The organism is Longimicrobiaceae bacterium, from assembly GCA_035936415.1.
Lineage (GTDB): Bacteria > Gemmatimonadota > Gemmatimonadetes > Longimicrobiales > Longimicrobiaceae > JAFAYN01.
Map to the genome: position 1 here is coordinate 1 of DASYWD010000098.1, position 22587 is coordinate 22587.

Genomic DNA, 22587 nt, shown 5'->3' on the forward strand with positions numbered 1-22587 from the left:
CGTGGTCGAGCGCTGCATCAACCGCCTCAAGGACTTCCGCGCGGTTGCCACTCGCTACGATAAGCGCGGCTACAACTACCTGGCCGGGGTGCTTCTTGCCTGCATTGTGCTCTGGCTCTGATCCGTCAGACACACCCTAGGTGCAGCACTGCGGAGCTTCTTTGGTGCGGAAGGCGTGACACGGGGCAAGAAAGCCTTTGACGTCCACGCGAACACCTACCGGGTGGATGCGGACGTGGTCCCCACCTTTGAGCACCGGCGGTATCTGAAGCGCGCGGACGGTTCAATCTACTACCTATCGGGAACAGAGCTTCGTCCCGACGACGGGGGGTCAATCATCAACTGGCCGCACCAGCATGCGGAGAATGGGATCGCGAAGAACAAGGCCACAGGGGGACGATTCAAGGGGATGGTGCGTGCGCTGAAGCGCGTGCGGAATGACATGAGAACGGAGTCGCTGCGGCCGAGCCGATTCCTTCGTACCTCGTCGAGTGCTTGGTCTGGAACGTTCCCGACGAGGGGTTTGGGCACGACCGCTACATGGATGACATGCGGTGGATCCTGGCGCACCTGTTCAACCACACCCGTTCATTCAGCGAGTGCGACGAGTGCGGAGAGGTGAACGAGCTGAAGTACCTGTTCCGGACCTCTCAGCCCTGGACGCGTGAGCAGGCCCACAGCTTCATCAGCGCGGCTTGGGACTACCTGGGATTCGAGTAAGCGACCCGCATGCATCGGATCCACATCACAGCCCTGCTTTACTTTGCAGCACTGCTCTGGGCGGTCGCGCTGCTGGCCTCGGGCATTGAGCTGACGTCTCAGCATGCCCGGCCGCTCGGCGTGGTCGGGAGCGCCCTAATCGGCTTGGTAGCGGTCTTTGATCTGTGGCTGTGGCGGCTTCGCTGGTTACATGGGTGGTTTGTGAAGCGTCCTTTCCTGCAGGGAACTTGGGCGGTTACTCTGCAATCAGACTGGAAGGATCCCGAATCTGGGCAGGGTGTAGGCCCGATCCAGGCTTATCTCGCGGTACGGCAGACGTACACGTCGATCAGTCTTCGCCTGATGACCGCAGAGTCGTCTTCGAAGATGCTGGGTTCGGACATCGTCGGGTTCCCGGATGGCCTGTACGTGGTGACGGGAGTGTACCAAGCCGAACCCAAGCTCCTGGTCCGGCATCGTAGTCCAATTCACTACGGCGCGATCGTGCTAAACGTCCGGGCGAGTCCACCGGATGGGCTAGATGGCTCCTACTGGACTGACCGTCAAACACGGGGAGAGCTCTTCTCGACTTCGTATACCCGGAAGGTCTATGACAGCTTCAGCCGTGCTGCCACGGCGCACACCGAAACCAAATCTGTCGTTCCCAGTGAGATCCAGGCTGCAGACCGTACATAATCACCAGGACCCGAGCGAATCATGCAGTGTCCTCGCGAGAAAGCTATTCGGCAACGATGTACTCATAAGCGCCATCAGTGACGGGCGACGAGGTGCGACTGTTCGTACTCGAACCGAGTACGAAGGAGGATCGGACCAATTTGCCAACCGTATCGGTTGGGTATTGGGACAAGACGTGATCTTGGAGAATGCGTGCTGAGCAGGCTTGCCATCAGTGATCCCTTCGGCGGTGCCGTATGTCAGGCCAACTCCAGCCTATCGCCCATCTGCCCGACGGAGAACTGTGGTACCGCTTCGGTCTACGCTCGCGGAGATCGTCACGTTCGAGCGCCGGTTTGGACTCCCTCTCCTGAAGTCAGAAGGAGCTGCTTCAGATTTTTGAAGAGCTGCGCCCGCGCATCCGCAATCGGCGCTCCCCAGGTTCCAGCCAGAGCGGTGACCGCCTGATCCAGGTCCCACGGGAGCGCAGCCCGACCACCTACCTGCACGAAAGGACCATCTGATTCGGTGAGGATTCGGTCCCGCGGCATTCGACGAACCAACGCCCGTCCCTTATCGCTCCCCAGCGAGCCAGGGCCCATACTGAACCAGCAACCGAGGGACACGGCACGCGCAAGTTCACGCTGGGTGCCCGAGAACCAGTGAAGGACCGGCACGCCGGCCCCGGTATGGGCTTCTAGGAGGTCGAGTACCGCAGTCGCAGCGCGTCGGCTGTGGATGGAGAGAATTCGTCCACCTGCCTGCTGACAGGCGCGCAGGATCCGAGTGAAAACCGCGACCTGGTCCGACCAGTGCGGCCTACACTCCGGAGTGCCATCAAGACCCACCTCTCCGATGTAGCGCGCCCGCGCGAGGTACTGCTCGAAGAGCGGCAGCTCGGACCTGCGCTGGTGAGCAAGCTGGGGGTGCAGCCCCAGGGCAGTTCGAATCCGACTCGATCCCCGGGTCAGCGAGGATGTCCCCGGCCACGCAGACGGCGTAGTCGTCACCGAAAGCACGTACAGGTTGCGCGAGATACACTCCTGCACGACCTGATGCGGATCCGGATAGAGATCTAAGTGGCAGTGGAAGTCGATCACTTTACTCCGTAAGCCCGGTGCAACGCCGCCAACTCCTCAAGCCCGCGACCCACCAGCGCCTGGAGCGGCGCGGCATTCACGGTGGTGAGGGTGCTCAACGTAGGTCCGATCCAATTGTTGAGGCCATCCTGCTCGACTTGGGCAATTGCCATCGCGACGGACCGGACATCGTCGAAGCCCGCATGGTTTGAATCATCCCTTCCCAGATCCTTGAACTTGTAGTCCGTCGTATCAGGAACACCCCACGCCAGGAATGCCGCTCTACGGACCTGGCAGGGTACGCAACGCCCGCAGTGTTGATAGTTGTACCTCTGGAAGCGGCCACAGCTGGTGGAAACCACTGCCGCCCTCCGTAGCAGCGCCTGATCCGCGCAGTTGCGAAGCATCTCCCCTTTCGTCGCCACCTGATACGGATTCTCGATCTGGACGCGTAGATCGGCAGCGTTCAAGATCTCTTGCAACCGGTCCAGGAACACGGGGTGCGCGGTGCGGGTGCTCAGACTCCCAATTCGCCCGGCTGTTAGCGGCGGATTCACCGCGATGAAGCCGTTCTCGCAGACGTAGAGCGGGACGGTTTCGCCCTCGTGATAATGCTGGAGCGCGGTTGCAGCCAGGACGCCGAAGGCAATGAAGATGAGCGACCGTGCCCGCTGCGAGCCCTCCTCAGCATCTGGCGCGTACGCGTTGTGGTTCAGTTGGAGGTGGTTGAGACCGCCACCGATTATCGCGGCAAATTCCACCTGCTTGCCCGCATCTCCACGGACCGTCTGACTCACAGCAAGCGGTCTCCGTCCGGAAGCTACCAGGTCGATTGATCCGACAAGACTATCCAGTCCGCCGGAGAGCAGGACGACGGAGTCTTCCTCCGGGTGAATCGGCCGGTCGGGCGGCGCAGGCAGCGCGCCTCCCGCATGGAAGCGCAGCCGCCAGCGGTCCGTTGTGAGGAACGCGAGTGCCTGACTGATCGCATCCGCCTGGCTATTCCAAAAGTCAGGGTCAGCCACCGCGATCTCCAGGTCGAACTCCCGCGTCCATCCATCGGGGCTGTCGTCGCGTGAACCTGCGAAGTCGGCGGTGATCACCGAGAGCGCCAACGACAGCAGATCCCAGGCGCGAGGCGCTGGATCGAGTCTGCGGCGAATCACTTCGGCCATGGCAGCCGCTCCCGCACTCCCGTATTCCTTAGCGCCAGGCAGCCCATACAGGACTACCCGCAGGGGTTCACCCTCTGCAGGGGGGGGATCGAACGACTTGGGGCCGCAAAGAAGTCTCATTCGGCGTATCCTTCGAATACCTGGAACGTCTCCCCCAGAGCATCACGAACGAGTTGACTGACCCGACCTGCCGTGAGCGCACGTCCTGCATCCCGGAGCCTGCGAAACGAGGCAGCGACCGCCTCCTTCACATAATCCTTCACCTGCCGAAGACGGGAGAGGGCAGTCGCAGCCGTCGGTGCGTTCTCGACGATTGCCCGGCCTACGTCAAGGTGAAAGCGGTTGTAGACGTCGGACGCGGTGAACCTCTCGATCACGAAGGCCCGCTGCTCCGCGTTAAGGTTCAGCAAGTCCGCCTCGGGGAAACGTGTTAGCAGTTCAGCCAGCGAATCCCGAATCGCGACCCGTGCTGATTCTGTATCTTGAGACCCGTCTATGGGGCGCACGGCTTCGACGATGGCATTCATGACCTGCTCGGCAGACCGGCCCTCGAGCAGCACCGGGTCGAGCGGGCTTCCGGGTACGGTCTGCCGACCCGCAGCACCGGCGAGGGCAGCATCCAGTGCTCCCGCGGTTCGGGCGGTCCCGGCAAAGCGGCGTGTGGTTGTTCCCGCGCCTCCGTATCCACTTCGCACATAGTGCCCCAGGCCGCGGCGCATGTCGCTGCGGTCTCCAGTGCGGGCAAATGAGCCTAGGCTCCTCCGCGCGCCTCCGAAGCGCGCGGGTGGTGCGATTGGTGCCGGCCCTGGTGGTGGCGCCGGCGCATCGGGCGAGACGGCCTGATCCCCATTTCCGTCTTCTGGCACGTCCGGCACCCACGGCGGCACCATGGGGACACCAGGCCCCGGTCCCACGCTAGACTGAGACGTTCCCACGCTCCCTCCATCGCTTTATTGCGTTTCTCACGGGCTTGTCCACGCCGCCCTGCTCCCACTTGGCGAATACGTCCCCGGCCCAGGGCTGGTCGCTGATTTTCGGCACGATGTTGGGCTGGATCTGCTGCGCCGGACGCTCGCGAAGGAACGCCGCCAGACGAGCTCCCTGAGCGGGATCCGCTGCCGCGAGAACCAAGCACGCCTCCATGATCGGTGGCACGCCCCACTCCTGCTCTTGTCGTGCGCGCTCCAAGAGGCGGTCCATCAGGATCGTAGACTCCGTGCGCGGCAGGTCGGTCAACCGGCTCTTCAGGCCATCGGCCATCTCCGGGTGCTGCAGGAGCGCCGATAGAAGATCGGCAGCCTCTGAGGAGAGCCGATCCTCGGGGGTGACGAGCGGTGCATGCTCCCGGCTCACATAGAGCGCGCCGCGGAGATCCTTGTCCGCGAGGGTCGGCGGCAGGGTGAGCCACTCGCGGACGAACGGGTCGTCCCAGGGCACGTCAAGTGCGAGATCCTGGCCTGCGCTGGCCTTCTCTTCCCACTCCGCGAGGAAGGAGGGCTTGCCCGATTCGCTCGCGCTGACGGCCGTCATCAACGCCGCGTATGCCTTCGGATTCCCCAGGCGCTCGAATAACAGCAGCTTCGCCAGAACCGCCTCATCGACTCCCACACCCTGAGCATTCGAGATCGTCATGCGAATGGATAAGGCGTTCAGGAACCGCTTGATCAGGCGCGGATTTCCCGAAATGCCGGATGCGGTCGTCATGAGCGGAGCAAGTCGGTCGGCGGCATCAAGCTTCCCTACGAGCTCAGCTGGGATCTCATCGTGCAGTGACTCCACGAAGGCACGATCAACCCGCTTCCCCTGCCAGGTTTGGCGCAGCTGGGCGCAGACCCCGGCACGGATTTTCTCCCTGATTTCTCCGCCAAGATCGCTGTTGTCGACAAAGAGCAGCATCATGTATGCACGAACCTCCTGCGTCCCGAGCGGAGGTACACGGATCGGCACCTGAATCAGCTTATCGAAGTAGTTGGTCACGAGCAGATCGTCGTCGACCCCTTCGAAGTGCTTCCGCACCGCGTGTTTGATCATGTCGTTGTCGGCGGCGATCACGAACGCGGTATTCTCCAAGAACAGGAACAGTCGGATCGCCTCGAGGGTCGAGATCGTTGTTTCGGGTAGACAGCGATCCAAGTCGTCGATCAGCACGACGAGAGTGACGCCGAGCTCCTTCAAAGTCTGCTCGAAGGCGTCCCTCAATGCCTGGATCTCTTTTGGTGGAGAGCTCTCGCTTCTCGGGTTCAGAAGCCCGGCTGCGGCGCTCGTAGCTTCCCCCGTCTGCCGCTGCGCATCTTGGATCAGCCCCTGATCGACACCACCAGAGAGCGCTCTCTGCCCCAGGGCCCACATCTCACCGAACAGACCGATCGGAGGAAGTCCGAGTGCGAGCGAGACCCCGGTGCCAGCGAGTAGCTTAGCGGCTCGCACCCACTTCACCCGCTTCACGAGGTCCTTAGCCTGGTCAATCGCCGTTTCTCGCTCTTCGGCCTCCGCCGCGAGCTTCCCAGCGATCACGTCCATCAATGCGGCCCGAGCATCATCATAACCCTGGTACAGCCACGCGTTGAACTCGACGAAGACGAACTCGTGCTCACCCTTCTGGCGCGGTCGCCGCGCGAGCGACGCCCGTGTGAGCTTGATCATCGAAGACTTCCCGATACCCCACGCTCCAGAAACGCCGATCGAGATCGGACGTCCCCGTGCCTGAACGATGATCTCAGCGACTGTGTCCGCAACGCCCGAGAAGTTCAGGAAGTCGCGCTCCGTTTCATTATCGGGCCACATGGAAAAGCAGGGAACATGTCTGGAAGGGGCCGTCAGGCAGGACAAACCAATCTACGATTTTGATGAGAAGCAGCAACCCTATTCGGGTCGGCCCGACAAACTAGCTTCAGGATGTGTTTATCCAAGGGCTGATTCGCCCAGATCACCCGAGCAATCCCCAGTACGGCACTTTCGGATTGAATCTCCAGCCCCTGTCAGAATTCGCAACCCTCTACAGCACAGTTGCGCTCCTGGGAGACTTCTTCCAAGCCCGTAATTCAGCGTGCCATCCGTTGACCGCAGAGGATTTGGGCTGACGGAGCAGCGCCGTCGTGCAGGCGTTACCCACGCGAGGAGTAGACGGTAACTGCAACATAAGTGCGGTTATCCCGCGTTCGACTGTACGGTGATGGTGTCGACCTGACAGTCGCCTCCGCCGGGAGTCGGTTAATGCAGCGTCGGACTGCACCTCCAACAGGAAGCGTCCTGACGACCTCACCTGAAGCAGAACGCGCAGTCGCGACACTAGCGGCGTGCCCGGGACTCACCGCGAGCGCCCGAGAATCCCGCAAATCATCTCCGCCGGCGTACGTCAGCTCGGATCGCCTGCGCACGCCGATCGCCAGCGCTCCAGGTACCGGCGAACGCCCGGCTCCGTCGTGAGCGAGATGGCCTTCTCGAAGGCCTGCCCCGCCTCCTCCATCCGGCCGGCCGCCGCGAGCAGGTGTGCCCGCGTCGCCCAGGCAGGTTGGGAGCGCTGGACCCCCGCGTCCGGGATGCCGTCGAGCGCGGCCAACCCGGCCGCCGGCCCTCCGGTTCGGCCGACCGTCGCCGCCAGGGCGACCCTCGCCCCCAGCGTCGGTGCGGTCGAGACCAGCGCCGCGTACAGCCGGCGCAGCGCGGCCCAGTCGGTGGCGCCCGAGACCGCCCGGGCGCAGTGGACCGACTGGATGGCCGCTTCGAGCTGGAACCGGCCGATGCGGCCCAGCGCCCGGGCGCGGCGCAGGTACTGCTCCCCCCGGGCAATCAGCCCCCGGTCCCAGCGGGCGGTGTCCTGCTCCTCGAGGGGAACGAACTCCTCGGCCGAGCCGCGGGCCTCCGCCCGCGCGAGCGACAGGGAGAGGAGCGCGGCGAGGCCGAGCGCCTCCGGCTCGCCCGGGAGCAGTTCGGCGAGGGTGCCCGCCAGGAAGTGCGCCTCGCCGGCGAGCGAGTCGCGCGTGGTGGTGCCCGAGACGAGCCGCCAGTCGATCGCGTACGCGCCGTAGATCGCCTCGAGCACTGCATTGAGGCGCGGCGCCATCCGGGTCCGGTCGGGGACGACGAAGGGGATGCGCGTCTCCCGAATGCGGCGCTTGGCGCGCACGAGCCGCTGGGCCATGGCCGACGCCGACACGGCAAATGCTTCCGCGATCTGCTGCGCCTCGAAGCCCAGCACGGTCTGCAGCATGAGCGGCGCGCGCACGGCGGGGTCGATCGCCGGGTGCGCGCAGACGAAGAGCAGCGCCAGGCGCCGGTCGGGGATGGCCTCCGGGTCGAGATCCTGCAGCATCGAATCCACCGCTCCGGCCTCGTCGCCGCGCAGGGCCGTCTCGGTGCGCCGGGCGGCAGACCGGAAGACGTCGCGGCGGCGGTTGCGGGCGACTGTCAGCAGCCAGGCCTCGGGGTTTCCGGGAATCCCGGACTCCGGCCAGGTGCGGAGCGCCAGCGCGAAGGCTTCCGCCAGGCAGTCCTCGGCCAGCTCCAGGTCGCCGCCCGGCGCCGCCAGGATCGCGAGCAGGCGCCCGTAGGAGGAACGGGCCACCTGCTCGGCTCGCGCCCACGCCGGCGCCACTCCACCGGCGTGGGTCTCGCCGCCTGCCGGGGTCACCCCGCGGGGATCCACCGACCGTCTGTGAAGCGGACGGCCGAGGGGCGGACCTCCACCGTGCCCCACTCCACCGCCGGGCACTTCTCCGCCCAGGCGAGCGCCGCGTCCAGGTCGGGCACGTCGATCACGAAGGTGCCGCCGAGCTGCTCCTTCGTATCGGCAAAGGGTCCGTCCTGCACGCGAAGGCCGCCGTCCCGGAGCGCCACCGTCGTCGTGTGCGTGGACGGCTGCAGGACCTCGGCCGAGACGAGCACGCCGGCCTCGTCGATCGTCGCGGCGTAGGCGTGGAAGGCGGCCTGTCCGGCCTCCATCGCCTCCTGCCCGAGGTCCTCTGCGGTCATCTCGGGATAGTGGAGGAGGAGCGTGTAGCGCATGAGACGTCCTTTCGGAAAGGGTTGGCTCGATGGTGGAACGTCCACATGACGAATTGGTGGCCGGCTGATCGACACGTCTCCGCCGGTCCGGGAGCTTCGATCCCGCCCCGCCCGGTCCGGTAGCGCCCGGCACAGACATCTTACGCTGCATCTCTCCCGCGGGGCAGGGCGGCGTCCGCGTCCGCCTGGCCGGCACGAGCCCGGCCGGCGCGCGATCTGGTCCTCTCTTGACGATGTCCTGTGCGGGGGTATATTCACCCATGAGGGTGAATGTCGTCCGCTCGTGCGAGGGAGGTGTGTTGTGGCTGATAGGTCCGGCCTCGATCAGACGCTGGCCGCGCTGGCCGACCCGACGCGCCGGGAGATCCTGACCCGCCTTTCGCGCGGTCCGGCGCGGGTGACGGAGCTGGCGGCGCCCTTCGACATCTCGCTGAACTCGGTTTCCAAGCACATCCGTATCCTGGAGCGTGCCCAGCTGGTGCGCCGCCGCAGGCAGGGCCGCGAGCACATCCTCTCCCTGGACCCCGCCCCGCTGGACGAGGCCGCCGAGTGGATCGACCGGCAGCGCGCCTTCTGGACGGCTCGGCTGGACGCGCTGGAGGCGGCGCTCCGGGCCGAGGACGGCGAACCCACCCACCCTCAACGGAGGAAGCGACGCGGATGAGGCACGACAACGAGGCGCTCGGCACCAGCCCCGCGCTGGGCGAGGTGCGGATCGAGCGCTGGCTGCCGGGGCCGGTGGAGCGGATCTGGGCCTACCTGACGGACTCGGAGAAGCGGGGCCTCTGGCTGGCGCCGGGTGAGATGGAGCTGCGGCCGGGCGGCCGGGTGGAGCACCGCTTCCGCCACGCCGACCTGTCGCACGAGACGAAGCCGCCGGCGAAGTACGGCGCCTACGAGGACGGGCACGTCATGCACGGGACCGTCCTCGCCTGCGAGCCGCCCCGCCTGCTGCGCTACACCTGGGGCGACGGGGAGGAGCACTCGGAGGTCACCTTCGAGCTCTTCCCGACCGGGGGCGGGGAGGTGAGGCTGGTCGTCACCCAGCGGCGCCTCCGCAGCCGGGAGGGGATGACCAGCGTCGCAGCCGGGTGGCACACCCACCTGGGCATCCTCCTCGATCGGCTGGAGGGGCGGGAGCCGCGCGGCTTCTGGTCGACCCACGGGCGGCTCGAGGCCGAGTACGCCGAGCGCTTCGCGGCCGCCCCGGCTGCCGGCGGCTCCGCAGCCCGCTGAACCCGATGACCGGTGGAACGATGCAGCTCGATTCTCAGCCCGTGGTCAGAGCCGGGATGCTGATCCGCCGCCCCGTCGCCGAGGTCTTCCGGGCGTTCACCGACCCGTCCGTCACGACGAGGTTCTGGTTCACCCGGAGCAGCGGACCGCTGGAGCCGGGCGGCAGGGCGCGATGGACGTGGGAGATGTACGGCGCGTCGACCGACGTGACGGTGCTGGAGCTGGACCCGGACGAGCGCATCCTGATCGAGTGGGACGAGCCGCCGACCCGCGTCGAGTGGGTGTTCACCGCCCGGCCGGACGGGACCACCTACGTCAGCATCACGAACTCCGGGTTCGCGGGCGGGGGTGACGAGGTGGTCCGTCAGGCGCTGGACTCGATGGGCGGGTTCTCCTTCGTCCTCGCCGCGCTGAAGGCGCTGCTCGAACACGGCGTCGAGCTGAAGCTGGTCGCCGACCACTACCCGGACGCTCACGTCCGCACACCTTCCCACCCCTGAGGAGCCCGATGAGCAATCCGCGTCCGCAGGTTACCCCGTTCCTGATGTTCGAGGGCCGCGCCGAGGAGGCCATGACCTTCTATCTCTCCCTCTTCGACGGCGCGGTCGAGTCGATCGAGCGCTACGGTCCGGAGGGGCCGGGGCCGGAGGGGTCGGTGCTGGTCGCCGCCTTCACCCTCGCCGGACAGCGGTTCCTCTGCATCGACAGCTGGGTGAAGCACGCCTTCACCTTCACGCCGTCGGTCTCGCTCCACGTGGTCTGCGCGAGCGAGGCGGAGATCGACGAGCGCTTCGCGCGGCTCTCCGAGGACGGCGCGGTACTGATGCCGCTGGGGGAGTACCCGTTCAGCCCCCGGTATGGATGGCTGCAGGACCGCTTCGGCGTCTCCTGGCAGCTCACCCTGCCGCCCGCATAAGTACTCACCATCCCGGGAGTGGTCCGCCGGTGGGGCGTCGGCGGCGCAGCCTGGCGGCATGCGGCAGGATGAAGAGGTACAGGCCGGTGAGGAGGAGCAGGGCCAGGGGGAGCAGCGGATGCGGCGCGTCCGCAGAGTCGGTACTCCGAGGTGCTCGGCCTCGACCGGAATGCCTCTCCGTCCACGAGGGCCGTCGGCTCGATCACCGGGCGGGCTGCCCGGTCACCCCGGGCGGGCTGCCCGGTCACCCCGGGCGGGCGTACGGGATGTGGAGTAAGCCCGCCGCCTTCCGCTTCGTAGCCTCGCCGCGCCGGTCGTACCCCTGCGTGGTGTTCACGCTCGCATGACCCATCAGCTTCTGCACGGTGCTGATGTCCGCGCCCGCATCCAGCAGGTCGCCGGCGAAGGTGCGCCGCAGGTCATGCGGGGAGAAGGGCGGGACGCCGGCCTCCGTCGCGCGCCGCTGGAGCATGTCGTAGACGGATTGCTCCCGCAGGGCACGCATCTGGATCTTCCCGCTCCGGTGGATCGGCGCGAACAACGACCCGGGCTCCGGCCCGCGCACCGCGATCCACACCTCCACGGCCGTGCACCCCATCCCCTGCACGTACGTGATCCGGTCCTTGTTCCCCTTGCCTGACCTAACGCGCACGGCCCCGGTCTCCATTTCGTAATCACTAACATCCATCTGCACCAACTCGGCCCGCCGAACGCCCGCCCCATACAGCACCGCGAGCATCGCGGCGTCCCGCACCCCGGCGGGGCGGGGATCCTCCGCGCACGTGGTGAAGAGCGCACGAATCTCGCCGGCGGTGAGCGCACGCCCCGCGGGAAGGCGGCTCCCCTTGACGGCCCGGATGCTCACGGCGCGGTGGAAGTCCTCGGCGGAGACCAGCTCCAGGTTCCACGCCTCGCGAAGCACGCCGCGCAGGGACGACAGCATCCGGTTCGCCGTGGTGGGGGCGTACCGCTCGGCGAGCTGCTGGCGGATGGCCGCGGTGTTAGGGTAGCGCAGGAGGTGCCAGGGGATCCCCTGGGCATCGGCCTCCTCTCCGGAGAGCATCCCCGCGATCACGTCCAGATCGTGGCGCACCGCCCGCCGCGACGTGGGCGCGAGCTGCGCGAGGTAGACCGAGACCGGGTCGGCGTCGGGAGCCTGGACGACGGCGATCTCTACCGGCGCGATCCGAATGAGAGCGCCGGCCGGAAGCTCCACGGGTGTGATGGTCATGACGGCTGAAGCGGGAAGGCGGGCTGGACGGTGGATCCGGATCTGTCCGCACACCGGACAGGACCAGGAGCAGGTTTCAGGGGAGCCAGCGAAAAGCCGACCTCCACAGTTCGCACAGGACGCACGATCGTCGGGTGGGGAGACTCGGGAGGTCGTCCGCAGAATTCCGGAGGCACCAGGCGCGATCCGTGGCGAAATCCTCCTGGCGGGCACCCGGAGCCGGTGCGGGGTGCCCCTGCCCTTTGCCGTCGCGCCTGACCTTCGATAAGACCCATTATCATAGTCTGGATTCTGCTCCCTCCACAAGCCCGCCGACGATGCGTGCGAGTGCGGAGCCCTGCTGCTGGTAGGATCATCAGCACGACTCGGCTCGGAAGTTCTCCGGAGACTGTGAGCCACCCGGCGACGGCTGCGCGGCCCCTCGGCTCCTTCCCGGGCGGCAGCACGTACGTTGCCGTCCCGTGGAGCGCGGCGACCGCTCCGGGGTCCCCACGCAAGCCGCGGAGAGGGCACCCGGTCCAGCTCCTCCCGGACCCCCTCCGGCAGCACCCCGTGCGCCACCGGCACCATCCCCACCTCCGCCACCGACAGCCCGGCCGTCCCGCGTCCCGTCACGATCACCGTCGCCTGACGAGAGCACGAGCGCGGCGGGGGTGCCCGGGACGACGTCGCTCACCAGCGCGACGCCACCGCTCGCGCGAAGCCGGAAGCCGAGCGTGCGGTGGCCGGCACCCGGAGCATCGTGTCGGCGGCCGTCATGCGGATCCGCCGGCGCTCGGGGTCCAGGCGCAGGGTGAAGCCCAGGAGGAGCGAGGTCCCGAGCCAGGAGTCCTCCACCGTGGGGTCGAAGTAGACCACCGGGTTCGGCACCCGGTAGGGCTCGAAGCGGACGTCGCCGTCCAGGCGTGCCACCCGGACGCGCTTCTCGCTGGTCTGGTTGTTCCAGAGCAGGGGCCCCGGCTCCGGGTCTCCCTAGCTAGTGTCCATCCGGAAACTCAGAAGGCCGCATCAGAACAAGAGAAAACGGCGTACCCGGGTGTGTTGGATCTCGCGCGGAAGGAGTAGGTTTGGGTTACGAAGCGCAAACCACCTCTCGCGGAGCACACTCGAATGCGCCGTCACGACCAGTTTTCGTTGGATCGGCCCTGGATCGACCACCCGCACGCGCGGGAGCTGGAAGCGATCAGCCGGATCCTGGATGAGGAACCTGGCATGGCGGAGCGGGTCGGTCAAGACCTGGTGCGCGGGGTGAAGAACCCGCAGACCGGGCGCACCGGGATGAGCCGCGATCAGGTGCTGCGGGTGCTGGTGATCAAGCAGATGAACGGCTTCAGCTACGAGGAGCTGCACTTTCACCTGATCGACTCGACCAGCTACCGCACGTTCTGCCGCTTCGGGGCGCTGGAGGAAGTTCCCTCGCGCTCGACGGTGGCGGAGAACCTGAAGAAGGTACGAGCCCAGACGCTGGAGGCGATCCACCGCGTGCTGCTGAAGCGGGCAGAGCGGGAGCGGGTGGAGCGGGGCCGGAAGGTGCGCATCGACAGCACGGTGGTGGAAACGAACATTCACGCGCCGCGCGACTCCACGCTGCTGTGGGACGCGGTGCGGGTGCTCACGCGTCTGCTGGAGCAGGCCGCCAAGAGGGCGGACCTCCCTGCGTGGAGGGACCACACGAAGCGGGCGAAGCGGCGGATGCTGGCGATCCAGCGCGCGCCCACGCAGGAGAAGCGCAAGCCGCTGTACCGCGACCTGCTGAAGGTCTCGCACAAGGTCCTCGGCTACGCCCGCAGCGCGAGAGCGGCGCTGGCGGACTCGCCGCAGGAGCAACTGAGGCGCCTGGCGTTCAAGCTGAACGACTACGGGCGGCTGCTGGAGCGCATGATCGACCAGGCGCAGCGGCGCGTACTGGGGGCGAGAAACTCAGCGTGAGCGAAAAGGTGGTCTCGCTCTTCGAGCCGCACACGGACATCATCATCAAGGACGGGCGGGAGACGCTCTACGGGCACACGGTCTACTTGAGCGGGGGCGCCTCAGGGCTGGTGCTGGACTGCGTGATCGAGCCGGGCAACCCCGCCGACTCGACCCTCTCCACGCGGATGCTCCAGCGACAGACGGAGCTCTACGGCCGCCCGCCGCGCCAGGCAGCCCTGGACGGCAGCTTCACCTCGAAGCAGAACCTGCGCGAGGCGAAGGGCCTTGGAATCCAGGACGTCTGCTTCGCGAAGAAACGCGGGCTGAAGGTGCCCGAGATGGTCAAGAGCACCTGGATGTACAAGCGGCTACGGGACTTCCGCGCGGGGATTGAGGGGGTGATCTCTTTCCTGAAGCGCGCCTTTGGGCTGGATCGCTGCACCTGGCGCGGAGAACTCTCCTTCTGGAGCTACGTGTGGGGCGGCATCCTCTCGGCGAACCTGCTCACGCTCGCCCGGCACCAACTCGCCTGAGCGGCTCGGCAGGGGCGCGGACACCCCACCCAGGGGCGGAGTGTACCCACGAGGACCCTGCACCCCCGCCTCTGACGCGAACCGAGCGCTGCCAGTCAGCTGCCGGCCATCCGGAGCCGTCTCCGACGGGCCTGCATCGCTCCGAACCGCGCACCACTATTTCTCTGATCCGCCCGGATTATGGGGGTTTCCGGATGGACACTAGCTACCCCCGTGTGCAACTTACAATGAGGAGGTCCATGGCAGGCTTCCAGCAGCGACTTCGGGGTTGCGAACCGACCTCAGTCCCTCTGCAGGAGCACTGCCATGGACCCCGAACTCTTCCTGACGCACATCTTCTGCCTCTGCGACGATCTGCTGGCACGTCAGCGGCTGCGCCAGAGGGGATTTGCCCCTGCACTGAGTGACAGCGAGGTCCTCGCGATCGAACTCGCCGGCGAGTTCCTGGGGCTGGAGAAGGAGACGGATCTCTACCGCTTCTTTCGCTGGCATTACACCCATCTCTTCCCCGCCCTCACGAAGGTGCATCGCACCAGCTTCACGCGCCAGATGGCCAACCTCTGGGGGGTGAAGTACCTCGTGTGGCGGTGCGTACTGGAGCGGGTGGCTTTTGATCCCTACTTCTCGATCCTCGACAGCATGCCCGTGCCGATCTGCCGGTTCTCTCGGGCCAAGCGCAGCCGCCTCTTTGCAGGTCAGGCCAGCTATGGAAAGGACTCACTCCAGCCGGGCACCTACTACGGCTTCCGCCTGCACGTGAGGATCTGCTGGCCCGGGGTGATCACCGGCTTCGAGTTGAGCGCAGCCAACGGGGCGGATGTCACTGCGGCGGCGTCGATACGCGTCGCTGGGCGTCGGAAATCCCCGCCCCTGCTGTCATTCCCGCTGCTGGTCGTCGATCCGGCTCCCAGGGTAGCGTGACAACCCGTGTTACAAAAATGGGAGTGGCTCCCCGGTCGGGCAAGTGCATTCTTTCGATGAGCAGTTCAGATGTGCCCAGGAGAGGAAACTCGAAATCGAGCGGCTCGCCGCTCCAACGGGTCTGCTCCCAGAGCGCCACAAGGATCATGTCAACAGCTCTTCATTTCACTGGAAGCGGCCTGTGAGCTCCCCAAGTCGCAGGAGGTAGGTGTCGAGGGCGGCGACCGCATCAGCTCGGCTGAAGAAGCACTCGTCGTATTCCAGGTGCAGCCCCCCGCCCTCGGTCCGCGGCGCGAGGCTGACCGCCAGGTTGAACGGGAGATGAAGCCGGTCGAGCACGTAGACCGGCTCCACGCGGCCTCCTCGCACGACGTCGGGTCCGGCCTGGTGTCGGAAGTGGAGGAAGTTGAACGTCGCGAAGAACGGCTCCCCTCCACCGTTCGCCGCCATGATTTCCGCCAGCGGATAGCGCCCAAAGAGATCGGCCTCGAGGAGGCCCTCATGGACGGCCCGGGCCCGACCTGCGGCGCCGCCGGGGGCGGTGAAAGGCCGCGCCACCGGGAGGAGGTTCCAGAAGAGACCGAGCGCGGTGAGCGGATCGGAGAGCCGCTCCGACCTGCCGTTCCATACCACGCCTGCGCACGCATCTTCCACGCTCGAGAGCATCGCCACCATGTCGAGGTAGGGACTCAGGTATATCGCCTTCAGGGCAACACTCTCACGCGAGGCGGCTTCGCGGAGCGCTGCGGTCAGCTCCGGAGAGACCTTGCGAACGACCCGGCACTCGCGCTGGGACCCACCCGTACCACCGCGTCGAACCGGCCACGCGGGGGATGCCTGCCGCATCCGATCGCGCCAGAACGTCTGTGCCTCCCTCGAAGCCAGGATCTCCCCCTCAAGCGCGACGAACTCCCGGTAGGTATTGGGAACCGGCGCCGAGGAAACCTTCCGGCCGTCGCGGGCGTCGGCGTACGCCTCGAACAAAGTGTTGAGGAAGTGCACGTTCCCCCAGCCATCCTCGACTGCGTGGTGCGCCGAGATCAGCAGATCGGCCACACCGTCCTCGCGATGGAATATCACGAAGCGGATGAGCGAAACCGTAGGGTTGTATGGATCGAACGGGGTGTCGAGGTCCTCCGCGATCCGAGCCTGTACCGCGCGCTCCTGCTCCTCACGGGGGAGCTCACGCAGGTCTTGGTAGTCGATGAGTACAGGAGGCCTCCTGCGGACCACTTGCAGCGGGGCGCCGTCGCTCCCGGTGGTGAAGGTGGTCCTGAAGATCGCGTGCCTGCAGACGAGCTGCTCGATCGCGTGGCGAAGCGCACCGACCGAGAGCGACGCATCCGTGAGGCGGTGGCACTGCTGCGGGTGATAGACACCGTCGCGCGCAGCATCCTTCGCGTACGCGAAGAGCATCACCGCCTGCATCCGGGTAGCCGGATAAGCGTCTTCCAACTGGTCTCCGAAAACGGCCCGTACGCGGTGGATCTCTTCATCGGGCAGGTCCGCCAGATGGTGTGGAACTCCACCAGCTGGCGCCTCCTCGGCTCCAGTGGTCTCGCTGGTCGCACCGAAACGACTCGCAAGTCCACGGATGGTCAACTCTTGGAAAAGATCGCGGACGGTGAGGTCCATCCCGCGATCACGCAGTAGCGCAATCACCTGCACTGCGCGGAGCGAATCACCGCCCGCCGCGAAAAAGTTCTCTAGCACTCCCACCTGCTCTACGCCGAGCACATCCTGCCACACTTCCTGCAGCAGGCGCTCCGACTCGGAGGTGGGTGAATCGCACCCCGGTCCGAGCGGCCGGCCGACGGCGGGCGCCGGGAGGGCGCGGCGGTCCAGCTTGCCGTTCTCCGTCAGCGGCAATCTCTCCAGCAGGACGATGGCGGCCGGCACCATGTAGCTCGGGAGCACCTCGACCAGGTGCGCGCGCAGCTCCGCCGGAGCAGGCTCAGCCGCTCCGGGCGCGGGAACGGCGTAGGCCACCAGCCGCCTGTCGCCCGGCGTGTCTTCCCGGACCACCACGGCGGCGATGCCGACGCCCTGGTGCGAGCACAGCACCGCCTCGATCTCCCCCGTCTCGATGCGGAAGCCGCGCAGCTTCACCTGATGGTCGGCGCGCCCCAGGTACTCCAGCTCCCCGTTCACGCGCCGCCGTGCCAGGTCTCCCGAGCGGTAGAGCCGCGCCCCCGGCTCCGAGGAAAACGGGTCGCAGACAAAGCGCCCAGCCGTCAGCTCCGGCCGGTTCAGGTAGCCGCACGCCACCCCCGCGCCACCCACGAAGATCTCCCCGGGTACGCCCACCGGCACCGGCTCCAGGTTAGCGTCTAGGACGTGAAGCGAGAGGTCGGGGATCGGCACCCCGATGGGGCTGCCCGGACGCTCCAAGTCCGCGCGGGTGATCACGTGGTAGGTGACGTGGACCGTGGTCTCGGTGATCCCGTACATGTTCACCAGCCGGGGCCGCTCGTCTCCGTGCCGCTCCATCCAGGGACGCAGCGCCTGCGTGTCCAGCGCCTCGCCTCCGAAAACGACGTAGCGCAGGCTCAGCGCGCTCGGGTCCACGTCCGAGGCCCGGTCGGCCTGGACCAGCTGCTTGAAGGCGCTTGGCGTTTGGCTCAGCACAGTCACCCCCTCGTCCAGCAGCAGCCGGTGGAAGTCCTCCGGAGAGCGCGTGGTGACGAAGGGGACGACGACGAGCCGGCCGCCGTAGAGCAGCGCTCCCCATATCTCCCAGACGGAGAAGTCGAAGGTGTACGAGTGGAAGAGCGTCCACACATCGTCCCCGCCGAAGCCGAACCAGGGGTCGGTCGCGTCGAAGAGCCGCAGCACGTTCGCGTGGGTGACCAGGACTCCCTTGGGGCGGCCGGTGGAGCCGGAGGTGTAGATCACGTACGCGGTGCTTTCGGGAGAGACCTCCACCGGGAGCGGTACGCCGATGCTGCCCGGGGGCGGGCCGGTGAGCAGGGCCTCCAGGGCGAGCACCCGCGCGGCCGCGGAGGCGGGAATGGCGGAGCGGGTCGCGTCCTGCGCCACGACCAGGGCAGCGCCGGAGTCTTCCAGCAGGTAAGAGATCCGCTCCGGCGGATACGTGGGGTCGATCGGGACGTAGGTGCCCCCCGCCCTGAGAACGCCGAGGATCGCCACGAGCATCCCCGGCGAGCGTTCAAGGCAGAGACCGACGCGCACCTCCGGCCCAACGCCGAGCCCCCGCAGGCGGTGCGCGATCCGGTCGGACCGCTCTTTGAGCTCCGCGTAGGTGAGGCTCGTCCCCTGGCAGACCAGCGCCACCGCGTCTGGCGTCCGTTCCGCCTGCGCCTCGAAGCGCTCGTGGATGCACCGATCCACCGGAAGCTCCGCCCGCTTCCGGGTCCACTCCTCTATCACCTGCGCGCGCTCCGCCTCCCCCATGAGCCCCACGCCCGAGAGACGCACTTCCGGGTCCTCTGCGACCTGTTCCAGCACCCGCTCCAGGTGCCCGACCATCCGCTGTATGGTGCCGCGCTCGAACAGGTCAGCGCTGTAGGTGAGCCCGCCGAGCAGGCCTTGCGGGGTCGCCTCGACCACCAGCGAGAGGTCGAACTTGGCGGCGTCGAACTCCACGTCGGCGTCGCTGACGGCGAGCCCCGGCAGGCGTAGCCCCGGGCCTCCGGTGCTCTGGACAGTGAGCGTCACCTGGAAGAGGGGAGAGTGGCCGAGGCTGCGCTCGGGCTGCAGCTCCGCCACCACCTTCTCGAAGGGCACCTCCTGATGCTCGTACCCCCCCAGGCCGACCTCTCGCACGCGCCGCAGCACCCCGCGAAAGGTCGGGTCTCCCGCGAGGTCGGTCCGTAGGACCAGCGGGTTCACGAAACAGCCGATCAGCCCCTCCACCTCTCTCCTCGTGCGCCCCGCGACGGGGCTCCCCACCACCACGTCCTCGCTCCCGCCGTACTTGGAGAGGAGCACCTGGAAGGCGCCGAGCAGCACCATGAACAGGGTCGCGCCCTCGCTCCGCCCCAGCGCCTGCAGCCGCTCGACCAGCTCGCCCGGGACCTCCACCGGCACCGTACCGCCACGGAACGACGGCGTGGGCGGCCGCGGGTGGTCCGTGGGCAGCTCCAGCAGCTCCGGCGCGCCCTCGAGCCGCGCCCTCCAGTAGGCCAGCTGCCGCTCCAGCGTTTCGCCCCGCAGATGTTCGCGCTGCCAGACGGCGTAGTCCGCGTACTGCACCGGCAGCTCCGGGAGGGCCGGCTCGCCGCCGTCGCGATACACCGCGTACAGCGCCGACAGCTCTTGGTGGAGTACGTCCGTGCTCCACGCGTCGCTGACGATGTGGTGCATGCAGAGCAGCAGCACGTGCTCCCGCTCGCTCAGAGCGAGCAGGAGCACGCGGAAGAGCGGTCCCGCCGAGAGGTTGAACGGCCTGGACGCCTCCTCCGCGGAGCGGCGCTTCGCCAGCGCATCGCGCTCCGCCCCGCCGAGCCCGGAGAGGTCTACCACCGGCAGCGCGACGCCCGTGTACGGCGCGACCACCTGCACCGGCGAGCCGTCGACCTGCCGGAAGCACGTCCGGAGCGTCTCGTGGCGCCGCACGGTCTCGCCGAGCGCGCGCTCCAGCGCCCCCCGGTCTAGGACCCCGCGGAGCCGCAGCGCCCTCGGTACGTTGTAGGACCCGCTGCCCGGCCCCAGCTGGTCCAGGAACCAGAGGCGCTCCTGCGCGAAGGAGAGCGGTAGCGCTCCCGTGCGCGCCGCCGGCAGCACGGGCGGAAGCACCAGCGATGCTGCGCGCCGGACCGCCTCCACCCGCGCCGCCAGCTCCGCCACCGTGGGTCCGTCGAAGAGCGCCCGGAGCGGCAGCTCGATTCCGAAGACCTCGCGGACCCGCGAGGCCACCCGCGTGGCAAGGAGCGAATGCCCCCCCAGCTCGAAGAAGCTGACGGTCACCCCGACCGGCTCCACGCGCAGCACCTCCGCCCAGATCCCCGCCAGCACCTCCTCCACCGGCGTACGAGGTTCGACGTGGCGCTCCCCTGCCACGGCGCAGGCCGGCGCCGGCAGGGCTCGCCTGTCCAGCTTCCCGTTGGGCGTGAGCGGCAGCGAATCCAGCTCGACGATCGCGCCCGGGATCATGTGCTCCGGGAGCGCCTGCCGCAGCCGCGCGCGGAGTCCGCCCACGTCCATTGTCCCCACCACGTACGCGACCAGGCACCTCTCGCCGGGTTCGCCTTCGCGGACGACCACCGCGCAGGAGCGGACTCCGTCCAGGCGGCGGAGCAGAGCCTCGACCTCCCCCGGCTCCACGCGATAGCCCCGGACCTTCACCTGCTCGTCCAGTCTCCCCAGGTACTCAAGCATCCCCGGGGCGAGCCACCGCACCCGGTCGCCGGACCGGTACAGGCGTGCGCCCGGCCACCCGCCGAACGGGTCGGGAACGAACCGCTCCGCCGTCCCCTCCGGCCGGCCTAGGTACCCCCGCGCCAGCTGTGCTCCCCCCAGGTACAGCTCTCCCGGGACACCCACCGGTACCGGATCACCCCGCCCGTCCAGCACGTACGCGCGCACGTTGTCCACCGCCTGCCCGATCGGGACCGTCGAGCCGGCCTCCGGCCCGCGGTGGACGGCAGAGGTGGCGTCGATGCACACCTCGGTTGGCCCGTAGAGGTTCACGACCTCCGCGCCCAGTACCCTGTGGGCGCGCCGGGCCAGCTCCACGGGGAGTGCCTCACCGCCGCAGAAGAGACGGCGGAGGGACGTGCGGCGCCGCAAACCGGCCTCGTCCAGCACCGTGCGCAGGAAGGAGGGGACGAGCTGGAGGATCGTGATCCCCTGCGTCTCGACGGTGCGGAGGAGCTGCACGGGGTCGCGATGCCCCTCCGCACCGGCGAGCACGAGGGTGGCGCCGGCCAGCAGCGGCGCCCAGAACTCCCAAACCGAGGCGTCAAAGCTATGCGAGGTCTTCTGGAGGATCCGGTCGGAGGCCTCCAGCGGGAAGACGCGCTGCATCCACGCCATGTGGTTGACGAGCGCCCCGTGCGGGACCCCCACCCCCTTCGGCAGGCCGGTCGACCCCGAGGTGTAGATGACATAGGCCAGGCTCTCCATCCCGACGCTCGTCGCGGGGGTCGACGCGTCCTCCCCGGCCGGGCTCTCGACGCCATCGATCACGACCAGGGCCACACCCGCCGGAAGCCGGTCGGCGAGCCGGGACCGTGTCAGCAGGACCGCGGCAGAGGAGTCGGCCAGCATGTGGGCGAGGCGGTCGGCGGGATAGCAGGGGTCGAGCGGGACGTACGCTCCGCCCGCCCTCAGCACCGCCAGGAGGGAGATCACCAGGTCGGGGGAGCGCTCCATGCAGACCCCCACCCGTACCTCGGGGCCCACGCCGACTGCGCGCAGGCGTCCGGCCAGCCGACCGGCGCGTTCGTCCAGCTCCACGTAGGTGATCCGCTCCGGGCCGTACTCCACCGCGACCGCATCCGGGGTGCGCGCCGCCTGGGCGGCGAACCTCGAGTAGAGGGTCCCCCCCGCCACTGGCAACTCGGCGCCCCTGCCGGCCGCGAGCACTGCCTCGCGCTCCGCGTCGGAGAGGAGCGGGAGGTCTTCCACAGACGTGTGCGGAGCGAGCAGCGCCGCTTCCAGCAGACGGACGAACCGCGCCGCCAGTGCCTCGACGCTCGAGCGGGCGAACAGCTCCGCGTCGAACTCCCACGCCCCCGTGATCGCCCCGGGGCCGTCCTCCAGAGAGAGCATCAGGTCGAACTTGGCCGCGCCGCGCTCCACGTCGACGCTTCGGACGTCCAGCCCGGGGAGCCGGAGCGCCGGCTCCGGGGCCGTGTTGTAGGCGAACATCACCCGGAAGAGCGGCGTCCCGGTCTCCCTCAGGGGCTGGAGCTCCGCCACAACCCGCTCGTAGGGCGCGTGCTGGTGCACATACCCGGCGAGCGTGGTCTCGCGGACCCGCGCCAGGAGCGCCCGGAAACTCTCGGCCTGCACCACCCGAGTACGGAGGGCGAGGGTGTTGACGAAGAAGCCGATCAGCCCCTCCGTCTCGGCGCGCTCGCGACCGGCGACCGGCGTGCCCACGACCACGTCCTCCTCTCCCACGTGCCTCGACAGCAGCGCCTTGAACCCGGCCAGGAGCACCATGTACGGCGTCGCCCCCGCCTCGCGGGCGAGCGCCCGCGCGGCGCGCACGAGCCCGTGCGGAAGGGTGGCGCGGATC

At 67.8% G+C, this 22587-nt stretch carries 16 protein-coding genes and 1 pseudogene; 9 read left to right on the forward strand and 8 right to left on the reverse strand.

Annotation, left to right across the window (positions count from 1 at the left end):
* From VGR37_03830 to VGR37_03840, 3 genes are all read left to right on the forward strand, one after another.
* On the forward strand, window positions 1–121 hold a 121-nt coding region (locus VGR37_03830; protein HEV2146525.1), incomplete at its 5' end, for an IS5/IS1182 family transposase.
* Window positions 122–540: 419 nt separating this feature from the next.
* Window positions 541–720, forward strand: a complete 180-nt coding sequence (locus tag VGR37_03835; GenBank protein HEV2146526.1) for a hypothetical protein — start codon at window positions 541–543, stop codon at window positions 718–720.
* 9 nt (window positions 721–729) lie between these two features.
* A complete protein-coding gene (locus VGR37_03840; protein ID HEV2146527.1) occupies window positions 730–1395 on the forward strand; it encodes a hypothetical protein in 666 nt (221 codons plus the stop codon).
* 1075 nt (window positions 1396–2470) lie between these two features.
* Here VGR37_03840 and qatC read toward each other — a convergent pair.
* From qatC to VGR37_03865, 5 genes are all read right to left on the reverse strand, one after another.
* Window positions 2471–3628: a Qat anti-phage system QueC-like protein QatC gene (gene qatC / locus VGR37_03845; GenBank protein HEV2146528.1), complete on the reverse strand. Its 1158-nt coding sequence runs from the start codon at window positions 3626–3628 to the stop codon at window positions 2471–2473.
* Between the two features lie 116 nt (window positions 3629–3744).
* Window positions 3745–4518: a Qat anti-phage system associated protein QatB gene (gene qatB / locus VGR37_03850; GenBank protein HEV2146529.1), complete on the reverse strand. Its 774-nt coding sequence runs from the start codon at window positions 4516–4518 to the stop codon at window positions 3745–3747.
* 25 nt (window positions 4519–4543) lie between these two features.
* Window positions 4544–6412 (reverse strand): P-loop NTPase fold protein, encoded by a 1869-nt coding sequence (locus VGR37_03855; GenBank protein ID HEV2146530.1) that lies wholly within the window; start codon window positions 6410–6412, stop codon window positions 4544–4546.
* A 571-nt stretch (window positions 6413–6983) separates the two neighbouring features.
* On the reverse strand, window positions 6984–8192 hold the full coding sequence (locus VGR37_03860) for a DUF6596 domain-containing protein (GenBank protein HEV2146531.1): 1209 nt from the start codon (window positions 8190–8192) through the stop codon (window positions 6984–6986).
* A 62-nt stretch (window positions 8193–8254) separates the two neighbouring features.
* Window positions 8255–8632, reverse strand: a complete 378-nt coding sequence (locus VGR37_03865; protein ID HEV2146532.1) for a YciI family protein — start codon at window positions 8630–8632, stop codon at window positions 8255–8257.
* 301 nt (window positions 8633–8933) lie between these two features.
* Between VGR37_03865 and VGR37_03870 the strand changes: the two genes are divergently transcribed.
* From VGR37_03870 to VGR37_03885, 4 genes are read left to right on the forward strand one after another with little or no spacing between them, the layout of a single operon-like run.
* On the forward strand, window positions 8934–9296 hold the full coding sequence (locus VGR37_03870) for a metalloregulator ArsR/SmtB family transcription factor (GenBank protein HEV2146533.1): 363 nt from the start codon (window positions 8934–8936) through the stop codon (window positions 9294–9296).
* The gene (locus tag VGR37_03875; GenBank protein ID HEV2146534.1) at window positions 9293–9868 is read left to right on the forward strand and encodes an SRPBCC family protein; all 576 of its coding nucleotides are present in this window, start codon (window positions 9293–9295) and stop codon (window positions 9866–9868) included. The genes VGR37_03870 and VGR37_03875 overlap by 4 nt, the downstream gene beginning before the upstream one ends.
* A gap of 20 nt (window positions 9869–9888) precedes the next feature.
* The gene (locus VGR37_03880; GenBank protein ID HEV2146535.1) at window positions 9889–10368 is read left to right on the forward strand and encodes an SRPBCC family protein; all 480 of its coding nucleotides are present in this window, start codon (window positions 9889–9891) and stop codon (window positions 10366–10368) included.
* An 8-nt stretch (window positions 10369–10376) separates the two neighbouring features.
* Complete coding sequence (locus VGR37_03885) at window positions 10377–10784, forward strand: VOC family protein (protein ID HEV2146536.1); 408 nt, start codon at window positions 10377–10379, stop codon at window positions 10782–10784.
* A 244-nt stretch (window positions 10785–11028) separates the two neighbouring features.
* On the opposite strand, the gene VGR37_03890 is transcribed toward VGR37_03885, so the two are convergent.
* Both VGR37_03890 and VGR37_03895 read right to left on the reverse strand, forming a co-directional pair.
* Window positions 11029–12015, reverse strand: a complete 987-nt coding sequence (locus tag VGR37_03890; protein HEV2146537.1) for a tyrosine-type recombinase/integrase — start codon at window positions 12013–12015, stop codon at window positions 11029–11031.
* Window positions 12016–12687: 672 nt separating this feature from the next.
* Entirely contained in the window at window positions 12688–12927 is a 240-nt protein-coding gene (locus tag VGR37_03895) for a hypothetical protein (protein HEV2146538.1), read from the reverse strand.
* 198 nt (window positions 12928–13125) lie between these two features.
* On the opposite strand from VGR37_03895, the pseudogene VGR37_03900 reads away from it, so the two are divergent.
* Window positions 13126–14459: pseudogene (locus tag VGR37_03900) on the forward strand (ISNCY family transposase).
* Window positions 14460–14765: 306 nt separating this feature from the next.
* Window positions 14766–15380 (forward strand): transposase, encoded by a 615-nt coding sequence (locus tag VGR37_03905; protein ID HEV2146539.1) that lies wholly within the window; start codon window positions 14766–14768, stop codon window positions 15378–15380.
* A gap of 165 nt (window positions 15381–15545) precedes the next feature.
* Here the strand turns inward: VGR37_03905 and VGR37_03910 are convergent, their stop codons facing one another.
* On the reverse strand, window positions 15546–22586 hold the full coding sequence (locus VGR37_03910) for an amino acid adenylation domain-containing protein (protein ID HEV2146540.1): 7041 nt from the start codon (window positions 22584–22586) through the stop codon (window positions 15546–15548).
* Window position 22587: the final 1 nt, after the last annotated feature.